The organism is Streptomyces sp. NPDC047000 (genome assembly GCF_040644295.1).
Lineage (GTDB): Bacteria > Actinomycetota > Actinomycetes > Streptomycetales > Streptomycetaceae > Streptomyces.
In genome coordinates, this window is sequence record NZ_JBEYWE010000008.1 from 294,216 (window position 1) to 317,820 (window position 23,605).

Below are 23,605 nucleotides of genomic sequence, written 5' to 3' on the forward strand. Positions count from 1 at the left end.
GTCACGGAGGGGGCTCCGCTCCTCGAACGCCGGACGGGGCCGCCACGGCCCGGCGGGGCCGTGGCGGCCGGCGGTCACACCTTCCGGTAGTCGTACGCCTCCTTCGCCGCCGCCTCCACCGCCGCCAGGTCGGCGCCCGTGGCCGCCGTGACGACCGCGGCCACCGCGCCCTCGACGAACGGGGCGTCCACGAGACGGGTGTCCTCGGGGAGCTCGTCGCCCTCGGCGAGCAGGGCCTTGACGGTGAGGACCGCGCTGCCCAGGTCCGTCAGGACGGCGACCCCGGCTCCGCGGTCCACGGACGCGGCCGCCGCGGCGATCAGCTCGGAGCTGGTGCCGAGCCCGCCGCCCCCGGTGCCGCCCGCCGGGGCGAGGGGCACCGACTCGGCGCCGCCCGCCAGGGCCCTGGCCAGCGCGGCGACCGAGGCGGCCACCTCCGCGCTGTGCGACACCAGCACGATCCCGACGAGCTTCCCGTCACTCATCGCCGCTCCCGGACGCTTCCTCCAAGGCCGCCACGAGCAGCGCCGACGAGGTGGCGCCGGGGTCCTGGTGCCCGATGCTGCGCTCGCCGAGATAGCTCGCCCGGCCCTTGCGGGCCTGCAGCGGGATCGTCGCCAGGGCGCCCTCGTCGGCGGCGGCGCGGGCCGCAGCGAAACCGCCGCCGAGCGCGTCCACGGCCGGGACCAGGGTGTCGATCATGGTCTTGTCGCCGGGCGCGGCCCCGCCCAGCTGCATGACCGCGTCCACGCCCGCGCGCAGTGCCTCGGCCAGCTGCTCCTCGCTGACCTCGGCGGCGTCGCCGAGCGCCTTGCCCGTGCGGCGCAGCAGGGTGCCGTAGAGCGGGCCCGACGCGCCGCCGACCGTCGAGATGAGGGTGCGGCCGACGAGCATGAGGATCTGCCCCGGGGTGCCGGGGTCGTCCCGCTCCAGCGCGGCCGTCACGGCCTTGAACCCGCGCTGCATGTTGCTGCCGTGGTCGGCGTCCCCGATGGCGGAGTCGAGGGCGGTGAGATGGTCCGCCTCCCGGCCGACGGACGCGGCGGCCGCCGCGATCCAGCGGCGGAAGAAGTCGGCGTCGAGCACTGGATCTCCTTGCGTGACAAGTGGGTTGACCGTCTGCCGTGGCTCACATGCCCCAGCGCAGGCCGGGGGTGCTGACCGGCGCGTCCCACAGCCGCAGCAACTCCTCGTCGACCTGGCACAGGGTGACCGAGGCGCCGGCCATGTCGAGCGACGTGATGTAGTTGCCGACGAGGGTGCGGGCCACGGCGACGCCGCGCTCGCCGAGCACGCGCTGCACCTCGGCGTTGAAGCCGTACAGCTCCAGCAGCGGGGTGGCGCCCATGCCGTTGACCAGGACGAGGACGGGGTTCCGCGGGGTCATGTCGTCGAGGATCGCCTGCACCGAGAAGTCGGCGATCTCCCCGGAGGTCATCATCGCCCGGCGCTCCCGGCCGGGTTCGCCGTGGATGCCGACACCGAGCTCCAGCTCCCCGGCCGGCAGGTCGAAGGTCGGGCTGCCCTTGGCGGGGGTGCTGCACGCGGTGAGGGCGACGCCGAAGCTGCGGGAGTTCTCGTTGACCTGCTCGGCGATCGCCCGGACGCGTTCCAGCGGCTGCCCCTCGTCGGCGGCGGCGCCGGCGATCTTCTCCACGAACAGGGTGGCACCCGTGCCGCGCCGCCCGGCGGTGTAGAGGCTGTCCATGACCGCCACGTCGTCGTTGACGAGGACCTTGGCGACCTGGACGCCCTCGTCCTCGGCGAGTTCGGCGGCCATGTCGAAGTTCAGGACGTCGCCCGTGTAGTTCTTCACGATGAACAGCACGCCCGCGCCGCTGTCCACGGCGGCCGCCGCCCGGACCATCTGGTCGGGCACGGGGGAGGTGAACACCTCGCCGGGACAGGCCGCCGAGAGCATGCCCGGACCCACGAACCCGCCGTGCAGCGGTTCGTGCCCGGACCCGCCGCCGGAGACGAGGGCGACCTTGCCGGCCACCGGGGCGTCCCGGCGTACGATCACACGGTTGTCGACGTCGACGGTCAGCTCGGGGTGCGCGGCCGCCATACCCCGCAGCGCGTCCGCGACCACGGTCTCGGCGACGTTGATGAGCATCTTCATCTGTACCTCCGGGGATCCAGAGAGCTGGGCCGCGGTCCCGGCGGCCCACTCCCGAAAGTATCTGCTCTCCTGCGGCGAAGGTCACCTTCAGGACGGTCCGGCGGCCCTCGCCTTCCGTGCGAGGGTGGACGGGGGCCGACCGGTCGGCGGTGGAGGGGACCATCGGGCACCGGAGGGGCCGAGCGGCTACTCTCGGCCGCCCTCACGGCGCACAAGCATCGGCAGCGGAACCGAGAAACCCTCGGCGACCTGCGCAGAGGAGCACAGAATGTCCAGCACTTCGGTGGGGCGTGATGGCCAGAAGCCGACCCCCACGTCGGCCCTGGGACTGCCCGCCGCGTCGGCACTGGTGATCGGCAGCATCATCGGCACCGGCGTCTTCGCGCTCCCGTCGGCACTGGCGCCGTACGGACCGATCGCGATCGTCGCGTTCGTCGTCGTCACGATCGGCGCGCTCGCCCTGGCGATGACCTTCGGATCGCTGTCCGGGCGCGTGCCCGCCAGCGGCGGCCCGTACGTCTACGCGCGTCAGGCGTTCGGCGAGTTCGCCGGATTCCTCAACGCCTGGTCGTACTGGATCACCGCATGGGCCGGGAACGCCGCGATCGTGGTCGCCTGGGTCGGGTACGTCGAGGTCTTCGTCAACACCGGGCACGACAAGACGGTCTCCGCGGTGATCGCGCTGGTCGGCCTGTGGATCCCGGCCGCGATCAACCTCACCGGCGTGAAGAACATGGGCCACTTCCAGGTCGTCACCACCGTGCTGAAGTTCATCCCGCTGGTCTTCATGGCCACCGTCGGTCTGCTGTTCATCGACTCCGGGAACTTCGGCGAGTTCAACGCCAGCGGCCAGTCCGCCACCGGCGCCGTCTCCGCCGCCTCCGCGATCGCCCTGTTCAGCTACCTCGGCCTGGAGGCCGCCTCCGTCGTCGCCGGACGCGTCAAGGACCCCGAGCGCAACGTGCCGCGCGCCACGATCTACGGCACCCTGATCTGCGCCGTGATCTACATCCTCGGCACCCTCGCGGTGTTCGGCAACGTCAAGCACTCCGCCCTCGGCAACTCCACCGCGCCCTTCACCGACGCCGCCAACAACATCTTCGGGGGGACCTGGGCCGGTGACGTCGTCGCCGTCGCCGCGATCATCTCCGGCATCGGCGCCCTGAACGGCTGGACCATGCTGTGCGCCGAGATGCCCTACGCCGCCGCCCGCGACGGACTCTTCCCGGCCGCCTTCGCCCGGCTGCGCGGCGCGAGCGGCGTGCCCGTCTTCGGCATCGTCGCCTCCACCGTGCTGGCCTCCCTGATCACCGTCTTCAGCTACACGAAGTTCGACGACGTGTTCACCAAGATCGTGCTGCTGAGCGTGCTCACGGCCGTCATCCCGTACCTGTTCTCCGCCGCCGCCCAGCTGTACTGGCTGGCCGTCCGGGGCCGGGCGAGCCTCGACCGCAGGACCCTGGTCCGCGACGTCGTCATCGCCTCGGTCGCCATGGCGTTCTCCTACTGGTCCATCCAGGGCAGCGGCTACCAGACCGTCTACTACGGCCTGTTCGTCCTGCTCCTCGGCCTGCCGGTGTACATCTGGCTGAAGCGCGGCCAGGGCACCTACGGCGAGGCCGGTCCGACGGCCGCCGAGGCCGCGGCCGTACTCGCCGAGGACTGAGACACACGGCTGAGCCCCGGGTCCGTTCCCGGGGCTCGGACGGGGCTCGGACGGGGCACGAGGCGGTCGGCTCGGGGCGGGGCCCTCGAAGGAACCCCGCGGACGTCGGAGCCCGCCGGATACCGGGAGATGGTCCGTCAGCTGGTCTTGTGGCCCCACCGCGGTCCGACCAGGTCCCACTCCCGGCCCCATTCCTCGACCCGCCGCCGGTCCAGCTCCCACCGCGCCACCGCGCCCGCGCCGAACGCGGTGCCGGCCAGCGCGACCCCGGCCGCGAAGCCCAGCAGGCCCGCCTCCAGCGACGCCTCCGTGGCGTTCGGCGGTTCATTGGTCAGCGCGCCCGACGCGTCCAGCCAGACCACGACCTTCGCACCGGCCCGCTGCCCGCCCGCCACCAGGGACTTGCCGGTGCGCGACGTCCCGTCGGGAGCCGTCCAGCGGACCCGGGACATCACCCGCGCGCTCGTCCCGCCCGCCGTCGCCGCCCCCGGCACGTCATCGGCCAGCACGGCCGCGGCCGTGTGCCGCTCGGTACGCTGCCGGGCGAACACGTCACCGGCGACCCGGGCCGTGACAAGACCGAGCACGGTGCCGCCCACCAGCACCACCACCCACACGACCAGCACGATCCACGCCTCGACGAGGTCGTCGCGCCGGCGCAGCGGATTGTCCTGCCACCGCCACAGCCACTTCTTCGTACGCCTGCCGCTCATCGGTCCGTACCTCCCCTGGCTCCTGGTCCGACGGTGGCACCGGGCGCGTCGGGGCGGGATGGGCCGATGAGGGGGGAACGCGGGTCCGACAGGGACCCGCCCGCCCTCATGAGGGGGCCGTTCAGCCCCGGGCCGGGCCGCCTCGGCGCCGCCGGGCCGGGCCGCACCAGCCCCACCGGGGCCCGCCGCCGATGCCCCGTCGGAGCCCCCGCCGGGGACCATCGGCCCCCTCCGTGCGACCGTGCCGGGCGCGCACCCTCGGTGTATCGAACCCGCCCCCTGCCTGGGAGGGCACCATGAACAACGCCACCTGCCTGGACGCGACAGCCCTGGAGACCTGCGTGTCCGCCGCGGTCGCCGCGACGGCGATCCACGGCACCCAGCCGTGGCGGGTCCGCCTGGACCCGGAGACGGTGACGTTCCAGGTGCGCGCGACCCCCGGCCCGGAGACCACCGACCTCAATCTGCACCTCTCCGCGGGCGCGTGCGTCCTCAACCTCCGCGTGGCGATGACCCACTTCGGCTGGCAGCCCGTCGTCCGGCTGCTGCCCGACCCGGAGGAGGACCCCGACCTGCTGGCCACCGTCCGCCCCACCGAGCCGTTCCCCGGCACCGCCCGCGGCGCGGCCGAGGAGAGCGACCTGTACGAGGCCGTCTGGCGCAGGCACTCCACCCGCCTCCCGCTCTCCGAGGTCCCGCTGCCGGCCGGACTGCGCGCCGGACTGGCTGAGGCCGCCCGCACCGAGGGCGCCCGCCTCGACTTCCCCGGCCCCGACGAGAGCGTCCGGCTGCTGCGCCTCGTCTCCCAGGCCGGGCACCGGGACCGGGTCCTCGCCGAAGGCCCGCGCCGCGCCCGCACCGAGGCCGACCGCAGCACCACGGGCCCGCTGGCCCTGCTCACCACCGAACGGGACCGGCCGGGCGACTGGCTGCGCGCCGGGCAGGCCCTCGAACACGTCCTGCTGCGGGCCACCGCCCACGGACTGCGCACCGGACTGCTGTACCGCGCCACCGAATGGCCCGACCTGCGCGGCTCCCTGCCCGCCGGCTCCGGGCACGCCCATATGCTGCTGCGCATCGGCTACGGCGTGGAGGGCCCCGGCCGTCCCGTGGGCACCGTCCGGGAACCGGCGCCCGAGCGGGCGTGACGAGCGGCCGCCGACCGGAACAGCGGCGGGCGGCCACCGCGTGACGGGGCGGCGGCGAGCGGCCACCATCACGGGCACCGGCGCGGGCACCGGCGCGGGGGACCGGCCGGGCCGGTGCGGCCGGGTCAGCGCACGGTGCCGGCCGCCTCGGCCACCGCCCCGCTCAGGTCCGGATGCACCTCGAACAGCTCCGTGAGTCCCACCTGCCGGAGGATCCGCAGGAACCGCGGGCACGCCGACACCAACCGCAGTCTGCCGTCGCGTTCCAGGACGCGGTTGCGGGCCCGGCACAGCACCCCGAGCCCCGAGCAGTCGATGAACGAGACACCGCTCAGATCCACGACCACGTCGGGCCGGTCCGCGGCGGTCAGCCGGTCGAGCCGCTCCCGCAGCGGTTCGGCAGTCTCCAGGTCGATCTCACCGTGCAGCGCCACCACGGTCGTACCGGCGACGGTGCGTACGGCCGGACTGGGTGGCGGACCGGTGTGGGTGGGGGCCATGGCACACCAGCCAAGCGCTCCGCGCCGTGCCGCCGGTAGGGCCGTACGGCCCCGTGACACCTGGTCGGAGAGGGCCGGAAGGGCCGCCGGCGGGGCGTAACGACCCGTATGGGGGCGGGGAGGGGACCGACCGGCCCATGCGGGACCGGGCCGGTGGGCGGAAGCTGGACCTGCGGAGCAATCCCGGTACGACACCCTGCGGTCCCACCCGGTCCGGCCCCGGCACCGGGAGTGGCCGAGGAGGGAGGATCGACATGAAGGGTTACGTCTTCCACGGTCCAGGAAAAGCCTCCTGGGAAGAGGTCCCGGACCCCGGCGTCCGTGATGCCACGGATGCGATCGTCCGGGTCGACGCCGTCACCATCTGCGGCACGGACCTGCACATCCTCAAGGGCGACGTGCCGGAGGTGCCCCCCGGCACGGTCCTCGGTCACGAGGCGGTCGGCGAGATCGTCGAGACCGGCGCCGACGTGCGCACCGTACGCCCCGGCGACCGGGTCCTGGTCTCCTGCATCACCGCCTGCGGCCGCTGCGTCTACTGCCGCAGGGGGATGTACGGCCAGTGCCGCGGCGGCGGAGGCTGGGCCCTCGGCCATCTGATCGACGGAACGCAGGCCGAGTACGTCCGCGTCCCCCACGCCGACCTGTCCGTCCACGCGCTGCCCGGCACGCTGGACTCACGGGAGGCCGTGCTCCTCGCCGACATCTTCCCGACCGCCTACGAGGTCGGCGTCCTCAACGGCCGGGTGCAGCCCGGCGACACCGTCGTCGTGGTCGGCGCCGGACCCATCGGGCTCGCCGCGATCGCCACCGCCCGGCTGCTCTCGCCCGAGCGCATCGTCGCCGTGGACGTCGCCGCCGCCCGTCTCGACGCGGCCAAGCGGCTCGGCGCCGACGTCGTGGTGAACTCGGCGGAGGGCCCCGAGCAGCTGGTGGCCGACCTCACCGACGGCCTCGGCGCGGACGTCGTCATCGAGGCCGTGGGCATCCCGGACACCTTCGAGCTGTGCACCCGCATGGTGCGCCCCGGAGGCCACGTCGCCAACGTCGGCGTGCACGGCAAGCCCGCCACGCTGCACCTCGAAGATCTCTGGATCAAGAACGTGACGATCACGACCGGGCTCGTGGACACCCACTCGACGCCCACCCTGCTGCGGATGACCGCGGCCGGCCGGCTGCCCGCCTCGGCGCTCGTCACGCACACCTTCCCGCTGAACGGCATGCAGGAGGCGTACGACGTCTTCGGGCGTGCCGCCGACACCGGCGCCCTGAAGGTCGTGCTCGGCGCGGAACGGCCCGAGGCCGTGGCGGTCCGGGACGTGTGACACGCCGCAGAGGGGTAATCGGGTCGTACAGCGACGAAAGGTGACGCAAGCGGCATAGGGGCCGGGCGGGCAAGGCCACGGGCGGAACCGTGCGGCGCACCACCGGGGAGCGGCCGGGCGGCACGACAGCCGATGGGAAGGAGTGACGGGACATGACAGCACCGACCCCGTCGAACGCGCGCGAGGACATCGCCCTGGGCGACCTCGGCCGTCGACTCGTCCAGCGCCGCGCCCAGCTCGGCCTCACCCGGCGGGAGACGGCGGCCCGCGCCGGCATGGCCCCGGGCTACCTCCAGTACCTCGAGGAGCATCCCGCCGCGGCACCCGGCATCAGCACCCTGCTCCGCCTGGCCGAGGTGCTGCACACCACCGTCACCGAACTCACCGGTGGGGAGACCAATGTGCCGCCCGGCCCGGGCCGGGCGGCACGCCACCCCGAGTTCACCGAACTGTCCCCCGACGAGTGCCGGGAACTGCTGGGTTCCCACGGTGTGGGCCGTATCGGCGTCCCCGGCGCCGAGGGACCGCTGATCGTGCCCGTCAACTACACCGTCGTCGACGGGGCGATCGTCTTCAGCACCGACCCGGGCACCGTCCCCGCACAGGCGGACGGCTGCCGGGTGGCCTTCGAGATCGACCGCATCGACGACGTGTTCAGCCAGGGCTGGAGCGTGCTGGTGCGCGGTCTCGCCCATGAGGTGACCGATCCCGACGAGGTGCACCGGCTGATGGACCGCGCCTACAGCGAACCCTGGGCGGGCGGCCGGCGCTCGATGTGGCTGCGGATCGAGCCGCTGGGTGTCTCCGGGCGGCGGATCAAGGTCTGACCCCGCTCCGGTGCGGAGCGCCGAGGCTCCGCGGGCCCCGCGCTCCGTCCCCTGGTGGGTCCCGTTCTTCCGCTTCTTCCGTTTCCTCCGCGAGTCCTGTTGTCCGGACCTTCGGGACCGATGGCCCCTGGAGCACAGGTCCGCGGGAGCGCAAGATGGACCCGCACCTTTCTTTTCCACCGCCCCGGCGACGGACGACTGGCTGAGAGACGACTGGCTGATGTATCCCAATGACGGATTCCGCGAACTCGAACAGCAGGAGTGCCTCCGACTGCTGACGAAGGTGCCGGTCGGCCGGATCGTGCACACGCGTCAGGCACTGCCCGCAGTGCTGCCGGTCAACTTCTGTGTCGACGTGGACGGCGCGGTGGTGCTGCGTACCTCCGCCGACTCGGAGCTGGTCCGCGCCGTCGACGGCGCGGTCGTCGCCTTCGAGGCCGACGAGGTCGACGCCCAGGTCCACTCCGGCTGGAGCGTCGTCGTCACCGGCCCGGCCGCGGTGGTCACCGACCCCGCCGAGCGCGACCGCCTCGCCCGCACCGGCCCCAGCTCCTGGGCACCCTCCCCGCGCGAGGTGTTCGTCCGGATCGAGCCCGAGCTGGTGACCGGACGGGAACTGGTCGCCGGACGCACCATGTACGGGGTGAAACTGCCGGGCTGAGCCGCACCGGACCGGACCGGCCGGTCCCGCACCACCTCGTCACGCCGGCACCCCGCACCCCTGGCCCTCGCGCCCTCTTCCGTTCCCCGCCCGCCCTCGTGCCGGCCCCCGCGGTGCCGCCGCCCGCCCGGGTCCACAGGGCCCACCGACGAAGGGGCCCTGTGGCGGGTCGCGGAGTGCACGCGGACCCTGCCCGCCCCGCGGGCGGGGTACCACGATCGTGCGCGGAGCCGCCGCGCGCGCCGATGGCCCGGACGGCCCCTTCCCGCCGCACGACAAGAGCACGGCACAGAAGGGAACGGGACATGACTGTGCACCATGTGGTCGCCGGAGTGGACGGCTCGCTGCACGCCGTACGCGCGCTGGACCGGGCCGCCGCGGAGGCCGAACTGCGCGACGCCGAACTGCGGGTCGTGTACGCCGTGACGGACCATGACGAGGCGGCGCCCATCCTGGAGTCGGCCGCCGCCCGGATCCACGACCGCTATCCGCTGCTGACGGTGACCACCAGGGCCGTCCAGGACGGCGCCGCGAAGGCGCTGGTGCGGGAGAGCGAGGGCGCGGACCTCACCGTCGTCGGAACCCGCGGCTTCGCCGGGTTCACCGGGCTGGTGTTCGGCTCGGTCAGCCTGCGGGTCGCCGCCGATGTGCACAGCCCGCTGCTGGTCGTGCGCGGGGACCACGCACGCGAGGAGAAGGGCGACGTGCTGCTCGGCCTGGAGAGCGACGACGACACCGAGGCCGCGGAGCACGCCTTCCAGGAGGCGGAGCGGCGCGAGGTGTGGCTGCGGGTGCTGCACGCCCACGGACAGCGCCACCACACCCCCGAACTGCCCTCGGTGCTGCCCGCGACCAGCCCCGGCCAGCGGCGCGAGGCGGTGGAGGACCGCGCCGAGGACGCCGTGCCCCGCTTCAGCCTGGCCCGGCTCCAGGAACGGCACCCCAAGGTGGGCGTCGACGCCCGTACGGTGCGTTCCGCGCCGGCCCAGCTGCTGGTCGACGCCACGAGTGAGGCGTCCCTCGTGGTGATCGGCGTGCACCGGCACGGCGGGCGCCCCGGTCCCTGGCTCGGCCCCGTCGCCCACGCCCTGCTGCACCGCTCCCACTGCCCTGTCCTGCTGGTTCCGGCGGGCTGCTGAGAGCGCTTTCCCCCGGGGTCCCGAACGGTCCCGGGGGAGGGGACCAACGGACCGTGGACCGGGCCCTTGCAGCCCATCTGACGGGGGCTCCGGAAGCGGGACATTGAATGCGCAACGAACAAAGAACGGCGGCTCGACCGAAGGCCCCGAAGCCTTCTACCAAGAGTGGTCCGCAACCCGCGTGACACTCCATCAGAGGGGATGGACAATCATGGCAGTGCAAGGCAACTCACAGCGCCACACCGGGTTCCACTTCTCGTTCCTGAACCGGGGCGAGACGGTGGAGACGGACCTGGCGGCATCGGCCACGATCAGTGCCCGTGTACTCGCCGTCCTGCGGATCGTCACCGGATTCGTCTTCCTGTGGGCCTTCCTCGACAAGACGTTCGGCTTCGGCTACGCGACCCCGTCCGGCAAGAGCTGGCTCGACGGCGGCTCGCCGACCAAGGGCTTCCTGAGCTCGGTGGCGGCAGGCCCGATGAAGTCGACGTTCCACAGCTGGGCCGGTGCCGGCTGGTGCGACACGCTGTTCATGCTCGCCCTGCTCGGTGTCGGACTCGGCCTGGTGCTGGGTATCGCCCTCCGTCCCACCGCCGTGGCCGGCTCGCTGCTCATGGCCTTCATGTGGATCGCCGAGTGGCCGCCCGCCAAGAGCCTGGCCGACGGTACGCCGACCATGTCGTCCAACCCGGTCGTCGACTACCACGTGGCCTACGCCCTCATCATGATCGCCCTCGCGGCGGTCGGCGCGGGTGCCACCTGGGGCCTCGGCAAGCTCTGGGCCCAGCTCGTCCAGGGCAACCGCTGGCTCATCTGACCGGCGGAACCGCTCGACAGGGCCGTACGGCCACCACCACAGGACACGGCGCCGCCCCCGGGGAGATCCTCCCCGGGGGCGGCGCCGCTTCGTGCCGCCCCCGCGGGCTTCCGGCCCGTCAGAACCCCCGGCCCGCCCGGCGGTCCGGCCACTCCCGCCGGGCCTCGCGGTCCCTCGGTCTCCCGGGCCGGGCCGGTACCGCGGGTTCCGGTCCGTGCCCCGGGGGCGGCCGGCGGCCCCGGGGCGTGCCGGGCCGTGACGGGACGTCACGTCGGCCCCGCTCTTCCCGTCGTCCCCGCCGGCGAAGGGCGCACGCGGTGGGGCGGGCGGCGCAGGGGGCGGGGCAAGGGGCGCGGGGGTGTGCGCCCTGCCGGGGAACGGCGCCGTGCGCCTACAGTGGCGCCCCGGCCGCAGCGGCACCCCGTGCCCATGGCCGCACGTGTGCCGGGCTTCATCCCTGGGACGACCGCTCGGCCGTGCACCCGGGTGTGCGCGGCAGCGTGCGTCGTGAACCGCTGGAGGCCGCCGTGTCCCGACCCGTCATCGCCCTGATCGCCGACCCCACGTCCCCCGAAGGCTGCCGCGAGTACCTCGCCGACGCCGTGGAACTGCTCACCGGAACGCCCCCCGTACGCGTCGACGCACGGCATTTCGCGGTCGGCGGCGCCGGGCGCGGTGAGCGTGACGGCGACCGCTTACGGCTGCAAGTCCCTGAGGAAGAACTGGACTTCACACCCGATGTGGTCGTCCTGTACGAGATCCCGCCGCACCGGCGGGCCGCGCTCGCCGGCTTCCAGCGGCTCCTGGACGGCCACCGCGCCGTGTCCTTCCACGCCGACCCGGCCGCCTGGCGCACCGCGACGGAGAAGAACCTCACCGTGCGCCGCCTCGCCCGTGACGGCGTCGCCCAGATGGAGACCGTGGTGCTGTCCGGCCCGAGCCCCGAGGAGGCGGCGGACGCCTTCGAGCGGCTGGGCCGCGACACCTGGGCCCGCCCGGTCGTCGGCACCGGCGGCAGCGACACCTTCCACGTCACCACGCACGCCGGGCTCGAGCGTGCCGCCGCCTACTACGCCGCGCACGGCAGCGACTGGCTGCTCTCGCGCGACGCCGGCAACGTCACCGCCGACGGCGGCCGGCACCAGTTCCGGGTCTTCGTGCTCGGCGACCGCGTCGTGCACGCCCGTGAGCACCTCCAGCCCAGCCCCGACACCCCCTGCAACACCTGTCAGGGCGCCACCCCCCTGCACATCGCCCCCGGCGACCTCCCGCCCCGTCTGGCCGAGCTCGCGATCCGCGCGACCGCCTCCGTCGGGCTGCCGTTCGCCGGGGTCGACCTCGCCGTCGAGAACGGCGGTGTCGTCTTCGAGGTCAACGTCCACCCCGCGTTCGTGGAGGGCGAACTCGAACTCGTCGCCGTGCCCTACATCCAGGCGCACCTGGACGCCATGGCCGCCCCGGCCCCCTCGGGGGCCCCGGTGCCCCTTGGCCGGGGCGCCGCCGGGACCTCCGGGCCGGTCGGCTTCACGCAGGGACTTGTGGACCTACCTGCCCCGGGCGGTGAAACTGGAGAGTAATAAAGAGATCCGAAGGAGGCCCGCTCATGTCCCGCACCGTCACCGTCGGCCTGGACGGCTCACCCGAGAGCCGCGCCGCCGCCGACTGGGCCGCCCGAGAAGCCGTGTTGTCCGCGGCCGCTCTGCGGGTGGTGTACGCCGGGGAGCAACAGCCCTCCAGCTACGTGCCGTTCGGCGGGGAGGACGTGCCGCCGCCCGGGACGGACCGGGCCGAGCGCCTGGTGCGCGACGCCGAGAACGCCCTCGCCCACCGGCACCCCGGGCTCCGTGTCACCGCCGAACGCCTGCCGGGCCGTCCCACGGCGGCCCTGCTGGAGGCGGCGCGGGACACCGACATCCTGGTGCTCGGCTCCCGCGGGCTGGGCCGGGCGGCGGGCTATCTGCTCGGTTCCGTCGCCACCACCGTCGTGAGCAAGGCCGAGCGGCCCGTCGCGCTGGTGCGCGCCGGCACCGGCCCGGCGGACGAGCGCCGGCCGGACGCCACCGGGACCGTCTCCGGGACCGGGCCCTACATGGACGTCGTGGTGGGTCTCGAACTGCACGACCAGACCCATGACGACGTCCTGCGGTTCGCCTTCGAGGCCGCCGCCCGCCGTGCCGCGGGCCTCAAGGTGGTGCACGGCTGGCGGCTGCCGCCGTACGGCACGGTGTGGGCCGGAGCGCCCGACGAGGTGCAGCAGGACGAGCTGGAGGCCCGCGGGCAGCAGACGCTGGACGCGCTGCTAGAGCCGTGGCGCGCGAAGTACCCCGGTGTCGAGGTCACCGAGGAGGCCGTGGTCGGGCAGGCGGGCGCGCACCTCGTGGACGCCTCGCGGGACGCCTCGCTGGTCGTCGTGGGACGCCGGAGCCGGGGCACCGCGATGGTGGGCGCGCTGATCGGCCCCGTCACGCACGAGGTGCTGCGCAACGCCGAGACCCCGGTGGTCGTCGTCCCGCACGACTGAGCCGTACGGCACCGGTCCGTGTCCTTCGCGGAAGGTTCCCCGGGGCCGGGCGGCGGGACGGGCGGGATGCCGGTGGCGCAAGGGCCGTCCGGCCCCGCGGCGGACCCGCTCTTCCCGGCTCGCGGGGGAACGCCCGCCGGAACGCCGGGCGGAAAGGGCCGGAACGCCAGGGGGAGCGACACCGCGGGGGATCGGTGCCGCTCCCGTTTTCAGTGTTGCGCCGCCCTCAGGGGGACCCAAGGACCAATGGTCCCTCCTCCAGGGCCGAACGGCCCGTGGGCGCACCCGCCCGCGCCCCGGCGTACGGCAAGCGCGGGGCCGGGGCGCGGTGCGCCGCTCTTTCGCCCGGCCCCGCGCGGCGGGGCTCTCCGCCGGCTTCCCGGCGTCACGCCCTGGTGTCGAGCTCCGGGATCGGGGCCGGGGCCGGGGCCGCCGGGGCCGCGACGGCGTCGTCGACGGGGAAGGCCAGGCCGTTCACCACGCCCACGACCCCCTCCACCTGCCAGGCCGACCGCACCGCCGTCGGGATGTCGTCGCGGTGCCTCACCCGCCCCGCCAGCGTGACCATCCCGTCGCGCACCGACACGTCCACGGCGTCGGCCGGCAGACCCAGGCGGCCCACCAGCACCTCGGCGATCACCTCGGCGCGGATCGCGCCGTCGGTGCGCAGAAAGACCCTCAGCAGGTCACGCCGGGTGGCGATGCCGATCAGCCGGTCCTCCTCGTCGACCACCGGCAGCCGCTCGATGCCGTGCCGCTCCATCACCCGGGCCGCGTCCGAGACGGACGACTCCGGATGCACCGTCACCGCGGGGGACGTCATCAGCGCGCCCGCGGTGGCCCCGCCGGACCGGTGCCGGCGGGCGCGGACCGCCTGCGCCCGCACCAGGTCCGTCCCGGAGACCACGCCCAGCACCTTGTCGTCGTCGTCGATCACCGGCAGCCCGCTGATGCGGTGCCGGTCCAGCAGTCTGACGAGCTCCTTGAACGGCGTCCTGCGGTGGGCGAGGACGACCTCACTGGTCATCACCTCGCCCACGGTGTGCGGTTTCACGGCACCTTCCTCCTCACCTGCGCGGGGGCGGGGGAGCCCCGCACGGGACACCCCCGCCGGACGGCGGAACCTGTCGGACGACGTGCCCTACGCGGACCTCCCGTCCGCCGTGCCGCCGCGCCACGGGGGCGGGGCGGCGGATCTGCGGGCCGTCTCCCGGCGGTCGGTGAGGCGTTCCAGCCGGCCCCGCAGCCGGTCGTGGAGCCGGTCGCCGAGTTCGTGCGCGCCGGCCTCGCGCGCGTGGACGACCAGGAGGTCGCTGCCCACCCTGAACTCGCCCCCGGCCCGCCAGGGGAATTCGGCGTGGTGGGCGGCGGCCCGGACGATCCGGACCTCCCCGTCGACGGCGGGCAGGCCCGGACGGGCCAGGGCCGCGTTAACCTTGGTCCGGACGTACTCCAGTGCTTCCTCGCCCACGTCGCCTTCCGCCCGTACGCGGACGGCGTCGGTCGCGGAGGCACGGGTTCCGGTGTCCCTGAGGGTCATGTGCCGCTCCTTAGATCGTCGTCCGTGAGCGATTCCAGGGTGGCGCGGCCCCCGCGCGGCCCCCAGGGGCCGCCCGTCCCGGGCACCGGGGCCGTGGGTCCTGACGGGCCCGGGCACGTGCACGGAACCTGCCCCGGTGGTACCCGGAGCAGGGAGGAAAGGCACCGATCAGGGCCGTCCGGCCCTGGCCCTTCGGCCCGCAAACGGGCAGGATCGCGACACGGGACAGGGTTTTGCGGACAACGCGCGGAGCCACGAGACGTACGACGAGGAGCTTCTGATGGCGGACGGCCAAAGGCCCGGCCCCGAGGGACCGATCCGGGTCTTCCTGCTGGACGACCACGAGGTGGTACGCCGCGGTGTCCACGACCTGCTGAACGACGAGCCCGACATCACCGTGGTCGGTGAGGCCGGCACCGTGGAGCAGGCCCTCGTGCGCGTGCCCGCCCTGCGTCCCGACGTGGCGGTGCTCGACGTGCGGCTGCCGGACGGCGACGGCGTCTCCGTGTGCCGCGAGCTCAGGTCCCGTATGCCGGAGCTGACCTGTCTGATGCTGACCTCCTTCGACGACGAGGAGGCCCTGCTGGACTCGATCATGGCGGGCGCCTCCGGATACGTGCTGAAGCAGATCCAGGGCTCCGACCTGGTGTCCGCGGTGCGGACCGTCGCCTCCGGGCAGTCCCTGCTGGACCCCAGCGCCACCACCCGGCTGATGGCCCGGCTGCGCCACGACCAGCAGCAGGAGGAGGAGCCGGACGCGCTGCCCGGCCTCACCGACCGTGAGCGCGAGATCCTCTCCCTGATCGGCGAGGGCCTGACCAACCGGCAGATCGGCCAGCGGCTGTTCCTCGCCGAGAAGACGGTCAAGAACCACATCTCCCGCCTGCTGGCCAAGCTCGGCGTGGAGCGCCGCATCCAGGCGGCGGTCATCGCCACCCAGGCCCAGGACCGCCTCCGCCCGCCGGGGCAGTGACCCGGCCCGCCCACCACCTCCGAGCCCGACCGGCACCCCCGGCCGGGCTCGGCCCGTCCCCGGCTCCCCGCCCGTCGCAGCACCCCCCGCCCGCTCCCTGCGGCCCCGGGGCCGGTGCGGACCGGCCACCGGGCCGGGACGGAACACCGGCGCCGCACGGGGTCCGCGCAAAACGATCTCCCGGGCGGCCGCCGGGGCCGTCGTGCCCGTGAGCGGCAGGGCCCGTGCGAGGCCGCCCGGGACGGCGGTGGGGGAGGTTCCGTATCCGCTGCCCCAGGTGGACCGTTACCGTGGCTGTTGACCGGAGCGGAGGGCTCACGGCCGGGCATCGGATCTGGAGGACCACCGGTGGGACGCTCCGAGGACGCCGGGGAGGCCCGCCTCAGGCTGCCGCAGCTGAGGCTGGACGAGCTGCTGGAGGAACTGCAGGCCCGGCTGGACGCGGCCCGCGGCACACGCGACCGGGTGCACAGCCTCCTGGAGGCCGTGCTGTCCGTCGGCCGGGAACTGGACCTCGAACAGGCCCTGCACAGCATCGTCGAGGCCGCCGCCGTCCTCGTGGACGCCGAGTACGCGGCCCTCGGCGTGATCGGCCCCGACGGCCGCAGCCTGTCCGCCTTCCACACCGCCGGAGTCACCGGTGAGCAGATCGCCCGGATCGGCCCCTTCCCCGAGGGCCACGGCATCCTCGGCGAACTCATCGACCACCCCGAGCCGCTGCGGCTCGCGAAGATCTCCCAGCACCCCTCCTCGTACGGCTTCCCCGCCCACCATCCGCCGATGGACACCTTCCTCGGCGTCCCCATCCGGGTGCGCGACCAGGTCTTCGGCAACCTGTACCTCACCGAGAAACGCGGCGGCGCCCAGTTCGACGAGGAGGACGAGTCGGTCCTGTCGACCCTCGCGGTCGCCGCCGGCGTCGCCATCGACAACGCCCGCCTCTACGAGGAGTCCCGGCTGCGCGAACGCTGGCTGCGGGCCAACGCGGAGATCACCCACAGCCTGATGTCCGGTGCCGAGCGTGCCGAGGTGCTCGGGCTGATCGCGGAGCGGGCCAGGGACATCACCGGTGCCGTCCTGGCCGTGGTCGCGATGCCCATGGAGGACACCGACTCGCTGTCCGTGGAGCTCGCCATGGGCCGCGAGGCGGACACCCACCGGGGACTGGTGCTGCCCGTCGACGACAGCCTCATAGGCGCCGCCTTCTCCGCCGCCGCCCCCGTCACCAGCCCCGACATCTCCGACGACCCGCGCGTGTCGACCGGGCCGCAGCGCTTCACCGGACTCGGGCCCGCCGTCGCCGTCCCCGTCGGCACCGGCGCGGGCGATGTGCGCGGTGTCGTGCTGCTGGTGCGCGAGAGCGCCGGATCCCCGTTCTCGGAGAAGGAGCTCGAGCCGCTCCGCGGCTTCGCCGCCCAGGCCGCGATCGCCATGGAACTGGCCGAGCACCGCCGCGACGTCGAGGAGATCGCGGTCCTCAAGGACCGCGACCGGATCGCCCGCGACCTGCACGACCTCGCGATCCAGCGGCTCTTCGCGACCGGCATGACCCTGCAGAGCGCCGGCCGCTTCATCGAGCACCCGGAGGCCGCCGAGCGCGTGGTGCGGGCCGTCGACGACCTCGACGAGACCATCAAGATCATCAGATCGACCATCTTCGGGCTGCGGGCCCGCGACGGCGACGCCGGCACCGGACTGCGCGCCCGTGTCGTCCACGCCGTCGGCGAGGCCGCCCCCCTGCTCGGCTTCACGCCCAGCGTCCGGATGGAAGGGCTGGTCGACACCGACGTGCCGCGCGAGATCGCCGACCATGTCGTCGCCGTGCTCTCCGAGAGCCTCACCAACGTCGCCCGCCACGCCCGCGCCGACCGCGCCGACGTCCTCCTGGAGACCGACGGCCGAGAGGTGCGGCTGAGGGTCTCCGACAACGGCGTCGGCATCCCCGCCGGAGGCCGCCGCAGCGGTCTGCGCAACATGGCGGAGCGCGCCGAGCAGCTCGGCGGCGAGCTGACCGTCGGCAGCCCGGAAAGCGGCGGTACGACCCTGGTGTGGCGGGTGCCGGTCGGGTGACGGGCACGGCCCGCCCGTACCCCCCTGTACCCTCCCCGTGCGCCAAGTGGGGCCCTGTGGCCGCCCCGCACGGCCACCCGGCCCCTCCCCGGCCGTCCCCCACCGGCACACGCTGGGACGAGACAGGCCCTCCAGGAGGGAGGAGCGTCATGAAGTTCAGGCGGCTGTTCCTCGGTACGGAGGAAGGAGTGCTCTACGCGCTCGTCGCGCTGCTGCTGCTCCTGTCCGCGCTGCTCGCGTTCTCGATGGTCGGCATCATCGTCGTACCGTTCACCTTCTTCGCCGCCGTGGGGCTGTTCCTGCTCGCACGGCATGTCGGCGAGGTGCGGCACATCCCGCCGGCCCGGCACTGAAGCCCCCTGCCGCGGGGTCCACGGGCCCCGCACCAGGGGCCCTTCGGCCTCTGCAGCGCGTCGCCGCGCCCAGGTGAGGTGGGAGGGGACAAGAGCACAGGCCGACATGTGGGAGGTGCCGTGGACGTGCCCACCGCCCTGACGGCACCCGGGAGGCGGGCGGCGCGCGAGCGACTCGTGACGCCGCCCCGCGGCGCGTCCGGCGCCTCCCGCGTGCCCGGTCCGCCCGCTCCGCCCACCGGAGCCCCGTCCCCCCGAGCCCGGCGGCGCCGCACAGCTCACGAGGCCTCGTGCCCCGGCGGCCGCCGCCTCCCCCTCCGCCACCGCACCCGCGCCGCCCACCGGGGCGCCCTCCCGCCGTGCGCCCGGCCGCCCCGCGGGCCCGCCGGCATCCCGATCCGTCCGGGCCGTACCGGCCCGCCGAGAGCCGTCGAGGAGTGCAGCGACATGCCGGCGAACCTCCGGAACGGAAACGCCGGGCGCGTCACGGCGACCGAAGCGGCGCACCGTGCCATCGCCGCCCTGCGCGCCGCCCACGGCGGGCCGGTGATGTTCGTGCAGCCCCACGAGCGCGGCGACGGTGCCGGGGGCCGGGACGACGGCGCCGGCGCTCCGGACGGCGGCCCACGGTGCTTCCCCGGCGGTCAGGTCCTCGTGGGCGAGGGCGACATGCTGCTCGGCGTCCTGGACGGCTGTACGTTCCACATCGACGCCGACCTGTACGAGGCGCTCGGCCGCCCCCGCCTCCTGCTGGACGTGGCCCCCGGTGCCGCGGACGGCCTCTCCCTGGCTCCCGGCGACGGCCTGCGCTTCGTCACCCGGGTCAGCCGTCCCCGCCACAAGGCCGGCTGAGGCCGACGACGGCGGACCGAGACGGCAGCGGACCGAGACAGCGGCGGACACGGACGGCGGCGCCGCACCCGGCGGCAGAGCACCGGGCACCGTCCCCGGCGGACGCGTCACCGCCCGGGAGCGCCCCCAGGCACCACAGGCACACCCCAGGAGCACCCGAGGCACCACCACCCCGGCCCACCGCCGGAGCAGCACCGGACAACGAGAACGGACACCCACGAGGCCGGCGACGCCGCCGGGCGAGGAGCGGATCATGAAGGCAGCGGTCGTCACCGACTTCGGCAAGCCCCTGGAGATCCAGGACCTCCCCGTCCCCGTGCCCGGCCCCGGCCAGGTGCAGGTGAGGATGGCGGCGTCCGGGCTGTGCCACAACGACATCCACGCCGCGCGCGGCGACTGGCCCGTCAAGCCGAGGCCGCCGTTCGTCACCGGCCACGAGGGCGTCGGCCCCGTCACCGCCGTCGGCGCGGGCGTCTCCTCCGACCTGCTCGGCCGGCGGGTCGCGATCCCGTGGCTCGGCTCGTCCTGCGGCACCTGCAAGCACTGCGTCTCCGGCCGGGAGCCCCTCTGTGAGCAGCAGGTCAACTCCGGCTACTCCGTGGACGGCTGCCACGCCGAGTACGCCGTCGCCGACGCGGGCGCGGTCGTCCGGGTCCCCGACGGCGTGACGTCGTTCGACGCGGCGCCGCTGACCTGCGCGGGCCTCACCGCGTACAAGGCGGTCAAGGTCGCGCAGGTGGTCCCCGCCGAACACGTCGCCGTCTTCGGCGCGGGCGGTGTCGGTCATCTGGCCGTCCAGTACGCGCGGCTGGTCGGCGGTTTCGTCACCGCCGTCGACGTCGAGCCGGACAAGCTGGGCCTGGCCCACCGGCTGGGCGCCGACGAGGTCGTCAACGCCCGTACCCACGACCCGGTCGAGGAGATCAGGAAGGCCGGCGGGGCCGATGTCGCCGTCGTCCTCGCCACCGCTCCCCGGGCGTTCGAGCAGGCGTACCGGTCTCTGAGCCGCGGCGGGCGTCTGGTGCTGGTCGGCCTGCCCGCCGATGCCGCGATGAACATTCCGATTTTCGAGACTGTGCTCGGTGGTATCACCGTCATAGGCTCCATCGTCGGCACCCGCCAGGACCTGTCCGAGGTGTTCGCCCTGCACGCCGCCGGCCGCACCCAGGTCGTCGCGGAGAGCCGGCGGCTCGACCAGGTCAACGAATCCTTCGAAGAGGTACTGGCAGGACGGGCCGAGGCACGGCTCGTCCTCGAGTTCTCGACGCAGGTCTGAACAAGGCCCCGGCGCCACCCCCGCGCCCCCGGACCACAGGAAGAGGCAGTAGAACATGGGAACCGTCACCGTAGGTGCCGTACGGGAACGAGCGCCCGGCGAACGCCGGGTCGCCCTCGTCCCCGAGGCCGTCGCACTCCTGCGCCGGGCCGGGATCGACGTCCTGGTCGAGACCGGCGCGGGCTCCGGCGCATGGTTCACCGACGCCGACTACACGGAGGCCGGCGCAGTCGTCGTCGCCCCGGACGAGCTGTACGCACGCGCGGACGCGGTCCTGTGCGTGGCCCCGCCGGAGGCGGAGAACGCCGGGACACTGCGCGAGGGGCAGGTCCTCGTCGGCCTGCTCGAACTGCGCCGCCACCCGGAGCTGGCCGAGCAGCTCGCCGGACGGTCGGTGCGCACGGTGAGCCTGGACCTGCTGCCCCGCACGCTCAGCCGCGCCCAGTCCATGGACGCGCTCACCTCCCAGGCCAATGTCGCCGGTTACAAGGCGGCGGTCCTCGCGGCGGACTCCTACGACCGCTTCTTCCCGATGCTGACCACCGCGGCGGGCACCATGCGCCCGGCGCAGGTCCTGGTCCTGGGAGCGGGCGTCGCCGGCCTCCAGGCCATCGCCACCGCCCGCCGGCTCGGTGCCGTCGTCACCGCGTACGACGTGCGCCCCGCCTCCCGCGGCGAGGTGGAGTCCCTGGGCGCCAGGTTCCTGGACCTCCAGGGCCTCGCCCAGGGCGAACAGGGCGGCTACGCCCGCGAGCTGACCGAGGACGAGCAGCAGGCCCAGCGCGCGGCGCTGGACGCGCACATCGCCCGTACCGACATCGTCATCACCACGGCCCAGGTGCCCGGCCGCAAGCCGCCGCTGCTGGTCACCGCGTCCGCCGTGGAGGGCATGAAGCCCGGCTCGGTCGTCGTCGACCTCGCGGCGAGCGAACTCGGCGGCAACGTCGAGGGCTCCGAACCCGACAAGACCACCGTCCTGGACAACGGCGTGACCCTCATCGGCGCCGGACGGCTGCCGTCCGCGATGGCGACCGCCGCGTCCACCGCCTACGCCCGCAACCTCGTCGCGCTGCTCAAGCACCTGGTGCGCGACGGCGAACTCGTCCTCGACGCCGACGACGAGATCACCGGCGCCCTGATGGGCAAAACCTCACCCACCGAAGGCGTGTCCTCATGAACAACCTCGACCTGCTCACGGCGATCACCGTGTTCGTGCTGAGCGTGCTGGTCGGCATCGAAGTGATCAGCAAGGTCCCGGCGACGCTGCACACTCCGCTGATGTCCGGCTCCAACTCGGTGCACGGCATCGTCGTCATCGGCGCCATGCTGATCGCGGCCGAGTCGCACAACTGGATCGGCTACACCCTGGCGTTCGTGGCGATGGTGTTCGGCGCGATGAACGTCGTCGGCGGATACGCCGTCACGGACCGGATGCTGGAGATGTTCAAGCCCAAGACCCCCGACAAGGCACCGGAGAAGACCGCCGAGGCGGCGCCGGGGACGGCGTCCGCGTCCGACGCCGCCCCGCAGCAGCCGAAGGCCGGGGTGTGAGCGCCATGGACAACGTCTCCAACGCCATCCACTACATCTTCCTCGCCGCGGCCGCCTGCTTCGTCATCGGCCTGCACCTGATGAACCACCCGCGCACCGCCCGCCGCGGCAACACGCTCTCCGCGGGCGCCATGGCCGTGGCGATCGCCGCGACCGTGTGGCTCGTCGCCCACCAGGGCGCCATCACCACCACCGGCTGGCTCGTGCTCGCCTCCGGCGGCCTGATCGGCGGCGCGCTCGGCCTGTACATGGCCCGCGAGGTCAAGATGACGGCCATGCCCCAGCTGGTCAGCCTCTTCAACGCGGTGGGCGGCGGGGCGGCCGCGCTCATCGCCGTCAACGACCTGCTCCAGGCCGGGGACCCGGCCGCGCTCGGCGCCCGTGTCTCCCTGCCGGGTGCCCTCGACATCGTCATCGGCGCGGTCACCTTCACCGGTTCGCTCGTCGCCGCGGGCAAGCTCCAGGGCCTCATCTCCGGCGCGCCGGTGGTGTTCCCGGGAGCGCGGCTGCTCAACGTGGTGCTGCCGGTGTCGTTCGTCGCGGGCACGGTGTGGCTGGTCCTGGCGCCCGACTCCCGCTTCGCCCTGTACGGGCTGCTGCTGGTGGCGCTGCTGTTCGGCGTGACCATGGTGCTGCCCATCGGCGGCGCCGACATGCCCGTCGTCATCGCCCTGCTGAACGCGTTCACCGGTTCCGCGGTCGCCATGGCCGGCTTCGTCCTCGACGAGACCGCCCTGATCATCGCGGGCATGCTGGTCAGTTCCTCCGGCGGCATCCTCACCAAGCTGATGGCCGACGCCATGAACCGGTCCATCGCCAACATCGTGATCGGCGGCTTCGGCACCGGTGACGGCGGCGGCGCGGACGCCGGTCCCGGCGGGGCACCGGCCCAGGTGCGGCCGGTCTCCGCGGACGACGTGGCCATCCAGCTCGCCTACGCCAGCAAGGTCATCTTCGTGCCCGGTTACGGTCTCGCCGCCGCGCAGGCCCAGCACGAGCTCGGCGACCTCGCCAAGCTGCTCACCGACCACGGCATCGACGTCAGCTACGCCGTCCACCCGGTCGCGGGGCGGATGCCCGGCCATATGAACGTGCTGCTGGCCGAGGCCAACGTGCCGTACACGCAGCTGAAGGAGATGGACGACGTCAACCCGCAGTTCGCGCAGGCCGACGTCGCGCTGGTGGTCGGCGCGAACGATGTCACCAACCCGATGGCACGCCGGTCCGGCAACGCGATCTCGGGGATGCCGATCCTGGACGTGGACAAGGCGAAGAGCGTCGTCGTCATCAAGCGGTCCATGGGGCACGGTTACGCGGGCATCGACAACGAGCTGTACACCGATCCCAAGACGGGCATGTTCTTCAGCGACGCGAAGAAGGGCCTGAGCGAACTGAAGTCGGCGGTCGCCGAGTTCGTCTCCTGAGGCTTCTCCGCCCCCGCCGCCCCTTCCCGTTCCCGTCCCTGGGGGCTGCGCCCCCAGACCCCCCTTTCGGCCCTTCGGGCCTCGTCCTCAAACGCCGGACGGGCTGTATCCAGCCCCTCCGGCGTTT

Annotated in this window: 24 protein-coding genes; 17 read left to right on the forward strand and 7 right to left on the reverse strand. The window is 73.9% G+C overall.

Annotated features, from left to right (window positions below):
- Window positions 1–74: 74 nt before the first annotated feature.
- From ABZ862_RS16390 to dhaK, 3 genes are read right to left on the reverse strand one after another with little or no spacing between them, the layout of a single operon-like run.
- Window positions 75–485: a PTS fructose transporter subunit IIA gene (locus tag ABZ862_RS16390; protein ID WP_360958090.1), complete on the reverse strand. Its 411-nt coding sequence runs from the start codon at window positions 483–485 to the stop codon at window positions 75–77.
- Window positions 478–1,086 carry a dihydroxyacetone kinase subunit DhaL gene (dhaL, locus tag ABZ862_RS16395; protein WP_360958093.1) on the reverse strand — a complete coding sequence of 203 codons (609 nt, stop codon included), beginning with the start codon at window positions 1,084–1,086 and terminating at the stop codon, window positions 478–480. Before dhaL ends, ABZ862_RS16390 begins: the two co-directional genes overlap by 8 nt.
- A 43-nt stretch (window positions 1,087–1,129) precedes the next feature.
- The gene (dhaK, locus tag ABZ862_RS16400) at window positions 1,130–2,122 is read right to left on the reverse strand and encodes a dihydroxyacetone kinase subunit DhaK (protein ID WP_360958096.1); all 993 of its coding nucleotides are present in this window, start codon (window positions 2,120–2,122) and stop codon (window positions 1,130–1,132) included.
- 268 nt (window positions 2,123–2,390) lie between these two features.
- Here dhaK and ABZ862_RS16405 point away from each other — a divergent pair, with 268 nt between their 5' ends.
- Window positions 2,391–3,788, forward strand: a complete 1,398-nt coding sequence (locus ABZ862_RS16405; RefSeq protein ID WP_360958099.1) for an amino acid permease — start codon at window positions 2,391–2,393, stop codon at window positions 3,786–3,788.
- Between the two features lie 137 nt (window positions 3,789–3,925).
- On the opposite strand, the gene ABZ862_RS16410 is transcribed toward ABZ862_RS16405, so the two are convergent.
- Window positions 3,926–4,501 (reverse strand): hypothetical protein, encoded by a 576-nt coding sequence (locus ABZ862_RS16410; RefSeq protein ID WP_360958102.1) that lies wholly within the window; start codon window positions 4,499–4,501, stop codon window positions 3,926–3,928.
- A gap of 296 nt (window positions 4,502–4,797) precedes the next feature.
- Between ABZ862_RS16410 and ABZ862_RS16415 the strand changes: the two genes are divergently transcribed.
- Window positions 4,798–5,649, forward strand: a complete 852-nt coding sequence (locus ABZ862_RS16415; protein WP_360958104.1) for a hypothetical protein — start codon at window positions 4,798–4,800, stop codon at window positions 5,647–5,649.
- A 125-nt stretch (window positions 5,650–5,774) separates the two neighbouring features.
- Here the strand turns inward: ABZ862_RS16415 and ABZ862_RS16420 are convergent, their stop codons facing one another.
- Window positions 5,775–6,149 carry an STAS domain-containing protein gene (locus ABZ862_RS16420; RefSeq protein WP_360958107.1) on the reverse strand — a complete coding sequence of 125 codons (375 nt, stop codon included), beginning with the start codon at window positions 6,147–6,149 and terminating at the stop codon, window positions 5,775–5,777.
- A gap of 254 nt (window positions 6,150–6,403) precedes the next feature.
- On the opposite strand from ABZ862_RS16420, the gene ABZ862_RS16425 reads away from it, so the two are divergent.
- The 7 genes from ABZ862_RS16425 to ABZ862_RS16455 all read left to right on the forward strand — a co-directional run bounded on the left by ABZ862_RS16425 (window position 6,404) and on the right by ABZ862_RS16455 (window position 13,439).
- Window positions 6,404–7,474: a zinc-dependent alcohol dehydrogenase family protein gene (locus ABZ862_RS16425; RefSeq protein WP_360958110.1), complete on the forward strand. Its 1,071-nt coding sequence runs from the start codon at window positions 6,404–6,406 to the stop codon at window positions 7,472–7,474.
- 152 nt (window positions 7,475–7,626) lie between these two features.
- The gene (locus tag ABZ862_RS16430) at window positions 7,627–8,301 is read left to right on the forward strand and encodes a pyridoxamine 5'-phosphate oxidase family protein (RefSeq protein WP_360958113.1); all 675 of its coding nucleotides are present in this window, start codon (window positions 7,627–7,629) and stop codon (window positions 8,299–8,301) included.
- Between the two features lie 220 nt (window positions 8,302–8,521).
- Window positions 8,522–8,962, forward strand: coding sequence for a pyridoxamine 5'-phosphate oxidase family protein (locus ABZ862_RS16435; protein ID WP_360958116.1), 441 nt, complete (start codon window positions 8,522–8,524; stop codon window positions 8,960–8,962).
- A 305-nt stretch (window positions 8,963–9,267) separates the two neighbouring features.
- On the forward strand, window positions 9,268–10,101 hold the full coding sequence (locus ABZ862_RS16440) for a universal stress protein (RefSeq protein ID WP_360958118.1): 834 nt from the start codon (window positions 9,268–9,270) through the stop codon (window positions 10,099–10,101).
- 211 nt (window positions 10,102–10,312) lie between these two features.
- Window positions 10,313–10,918, forward strand: a complete 606-nt coding sequence (locus ABZ862_RS16445) for a hypothetical protein (RefSeq protein WP_360958121.1) — start codon at window positions 10,313–10,315, stop codon at window positions 10,916–10,918.
- A 527-nt stretch (window positions 10,919–11,445) separates the two neighbouring features.
- On the forward strand, window positions 11,446–12,495 hold the full coding sequence (locus ABZ862_RS16450; RefSeq protein ID WP_360958124.1) for an alpha-L-glutamate ligase: 1,050 nt from the start codon (window positions 11,446–11,448) through the stop codon (window positions 12,493–12,495).
- Between the two features lie 26 nt (window positions 12,496–12,521).
- Window positions 12,522–13,439: a universal stress protein gene (locus tag ABZ862_RS16455; protein WP_360958127.1), complete on the forward strand. Its 918-nt coding sequence runs from the start codon at window positions 12,522–12,524 to the stop codon at window positions 13,437–13,439.
- Window positions 13,440–13,824: 385 nt separating this feature from the next.
- On the opposite strand, the gene ABZ862_RS16460 is transcribed toward ABZ862_RS16455, so the two are convergent.
- Window positions 13,825–14,493, reverse strand: coding sequence for a CBS domain-containing protein (locus ABZ862_RS16460; RefSeq protein WP_360958130.1), 669 nt, complete (start codon window positions 14,491–14,493; stop codon window positions 13,825–13,827).
- 87 nt (window positions 14,494–14,580) lie between these two features.
- Window positions 14,581–14,979: a hypothetical protein gene (locus tag ABZ862_RS16465; protein WP_360958133.1), complete on the reverse strand. Its 399-nt coding sequence runs from the start codon at window positions 14,977–14,979 to the stop codon at window positions 14,581–14,583.
- A 280-nt stretch (window positions 14,980–15,259) separates the two neighbouring features.
- Between ABZ862_RS16465 and ABZ862_RS16470 the strand changes: the two genes are divergently transcribed.
- The 8 genes from ABZ862_RS16470 to ABZ862_RS16505 all read left to right on the forward strand — a co-directional run bounded on the left by ABZ862_RS16470 (window position 15,260) and on the right by ABZ862_RS16505 (window position 23,478).
- Window positions 15,260–15,952, forward strand: coding sequence for a response regulator transcription factor (locus tag ABZ862_RS16470; RefSeq protein WP_360958136.1), 693 nt, complete (start codon window positions 15,260–15,262; stop codon window positions 15,950–15,952).
- 348 nt (window positions 15,953–16,300) lie between these two features.
- Window positions 16,301–18,022, forward strand: coding sequence for a GAF domain-containing sensor histidine kinase (locus tag ABZ862_RS16475; RefSeq protein WP_360958138.1), 1,722 nt, complete (start codon window positions 16,301–16,303; stop codon window positions 18,020–18,022).
- Between the two features lie 149 nt (window positions 18,023–18,171).
- Complete coding sequence (locus tag ABZ862_RS16480) at window positions 18,172–18,375, forward strand: hypothetical protein (RefSeq protein WP_360958141.1); 204 nt, start codon at window positions 18,172–18,174, stop codon at window positions 18,373–18,375.
- Window positions 18,376–18,822: 447 nt separating this feature from the next.
- Entirely contained in the window at window positions 18,823–19,227 is a 405-nt protein-coding gene (locus ABZ862_RS16485; protein WP_360958143.1) for a DUF779 domain-containing protein, read from the forward strand.
- Between the two features lie 253 nt (window positions 19,228–19,480).
- Window positions 19,481–20,503 (forward strand): zinc-dependent alcohol dehydrogenase, encoded by a 1,023-nt coding sequence (locus ABZ862_RS16490; protein ID WP_360958146.1) that lies wholly within the window; start codon window positions 19,481–19,483, stop codon window positions 20,501–20,503.
- Window positions 20,504–20,558: 55 nt separating this feature from the next.
- Complete coding sequence (locus ABZ862_RS16495; protein WP_360958149.1) at window positions 20,559–21,680, forward strand: NAD(P) transhydrogenase subunit alpha; 1,122 nt, start codon at window positions 20,559–20,561, stop codon at window positions 21,678–21,680.
- Window positions 21,677–22,054: an NAD(P) transhydrogenase subunit alpha gene (locus ABZ862_RS16500; RefSeq protein WP_360958152.1), complete on the forward strand. Its 378-nt coding sequence runs from the start codon at window positions 21,677–21,679 to the stop codon at window positions 22,052–22,054. Before ABZ862_RS16495 ends, ABZ862_RS16500 begins: the two co-directional genes overlap by 4 nt.
- Window positions 22,055–22,059: 5 nt before the next feature.
- Complete coding sequence (locus ABZ862_RS16505; RefSeq protein WP_360958187.1) at window positions 22,060–23,478, forward strand: NAD(P)(+) transhydrogenase (Re/Si-specific) subunit beta; 1,419 nt, start codon at window positions 22,060–22,062, stop codon at window positions 23,476–23,478.
- The last annotated feature ends 127 nt before the right edge of the window (window positions 23,479–23,605 follow it).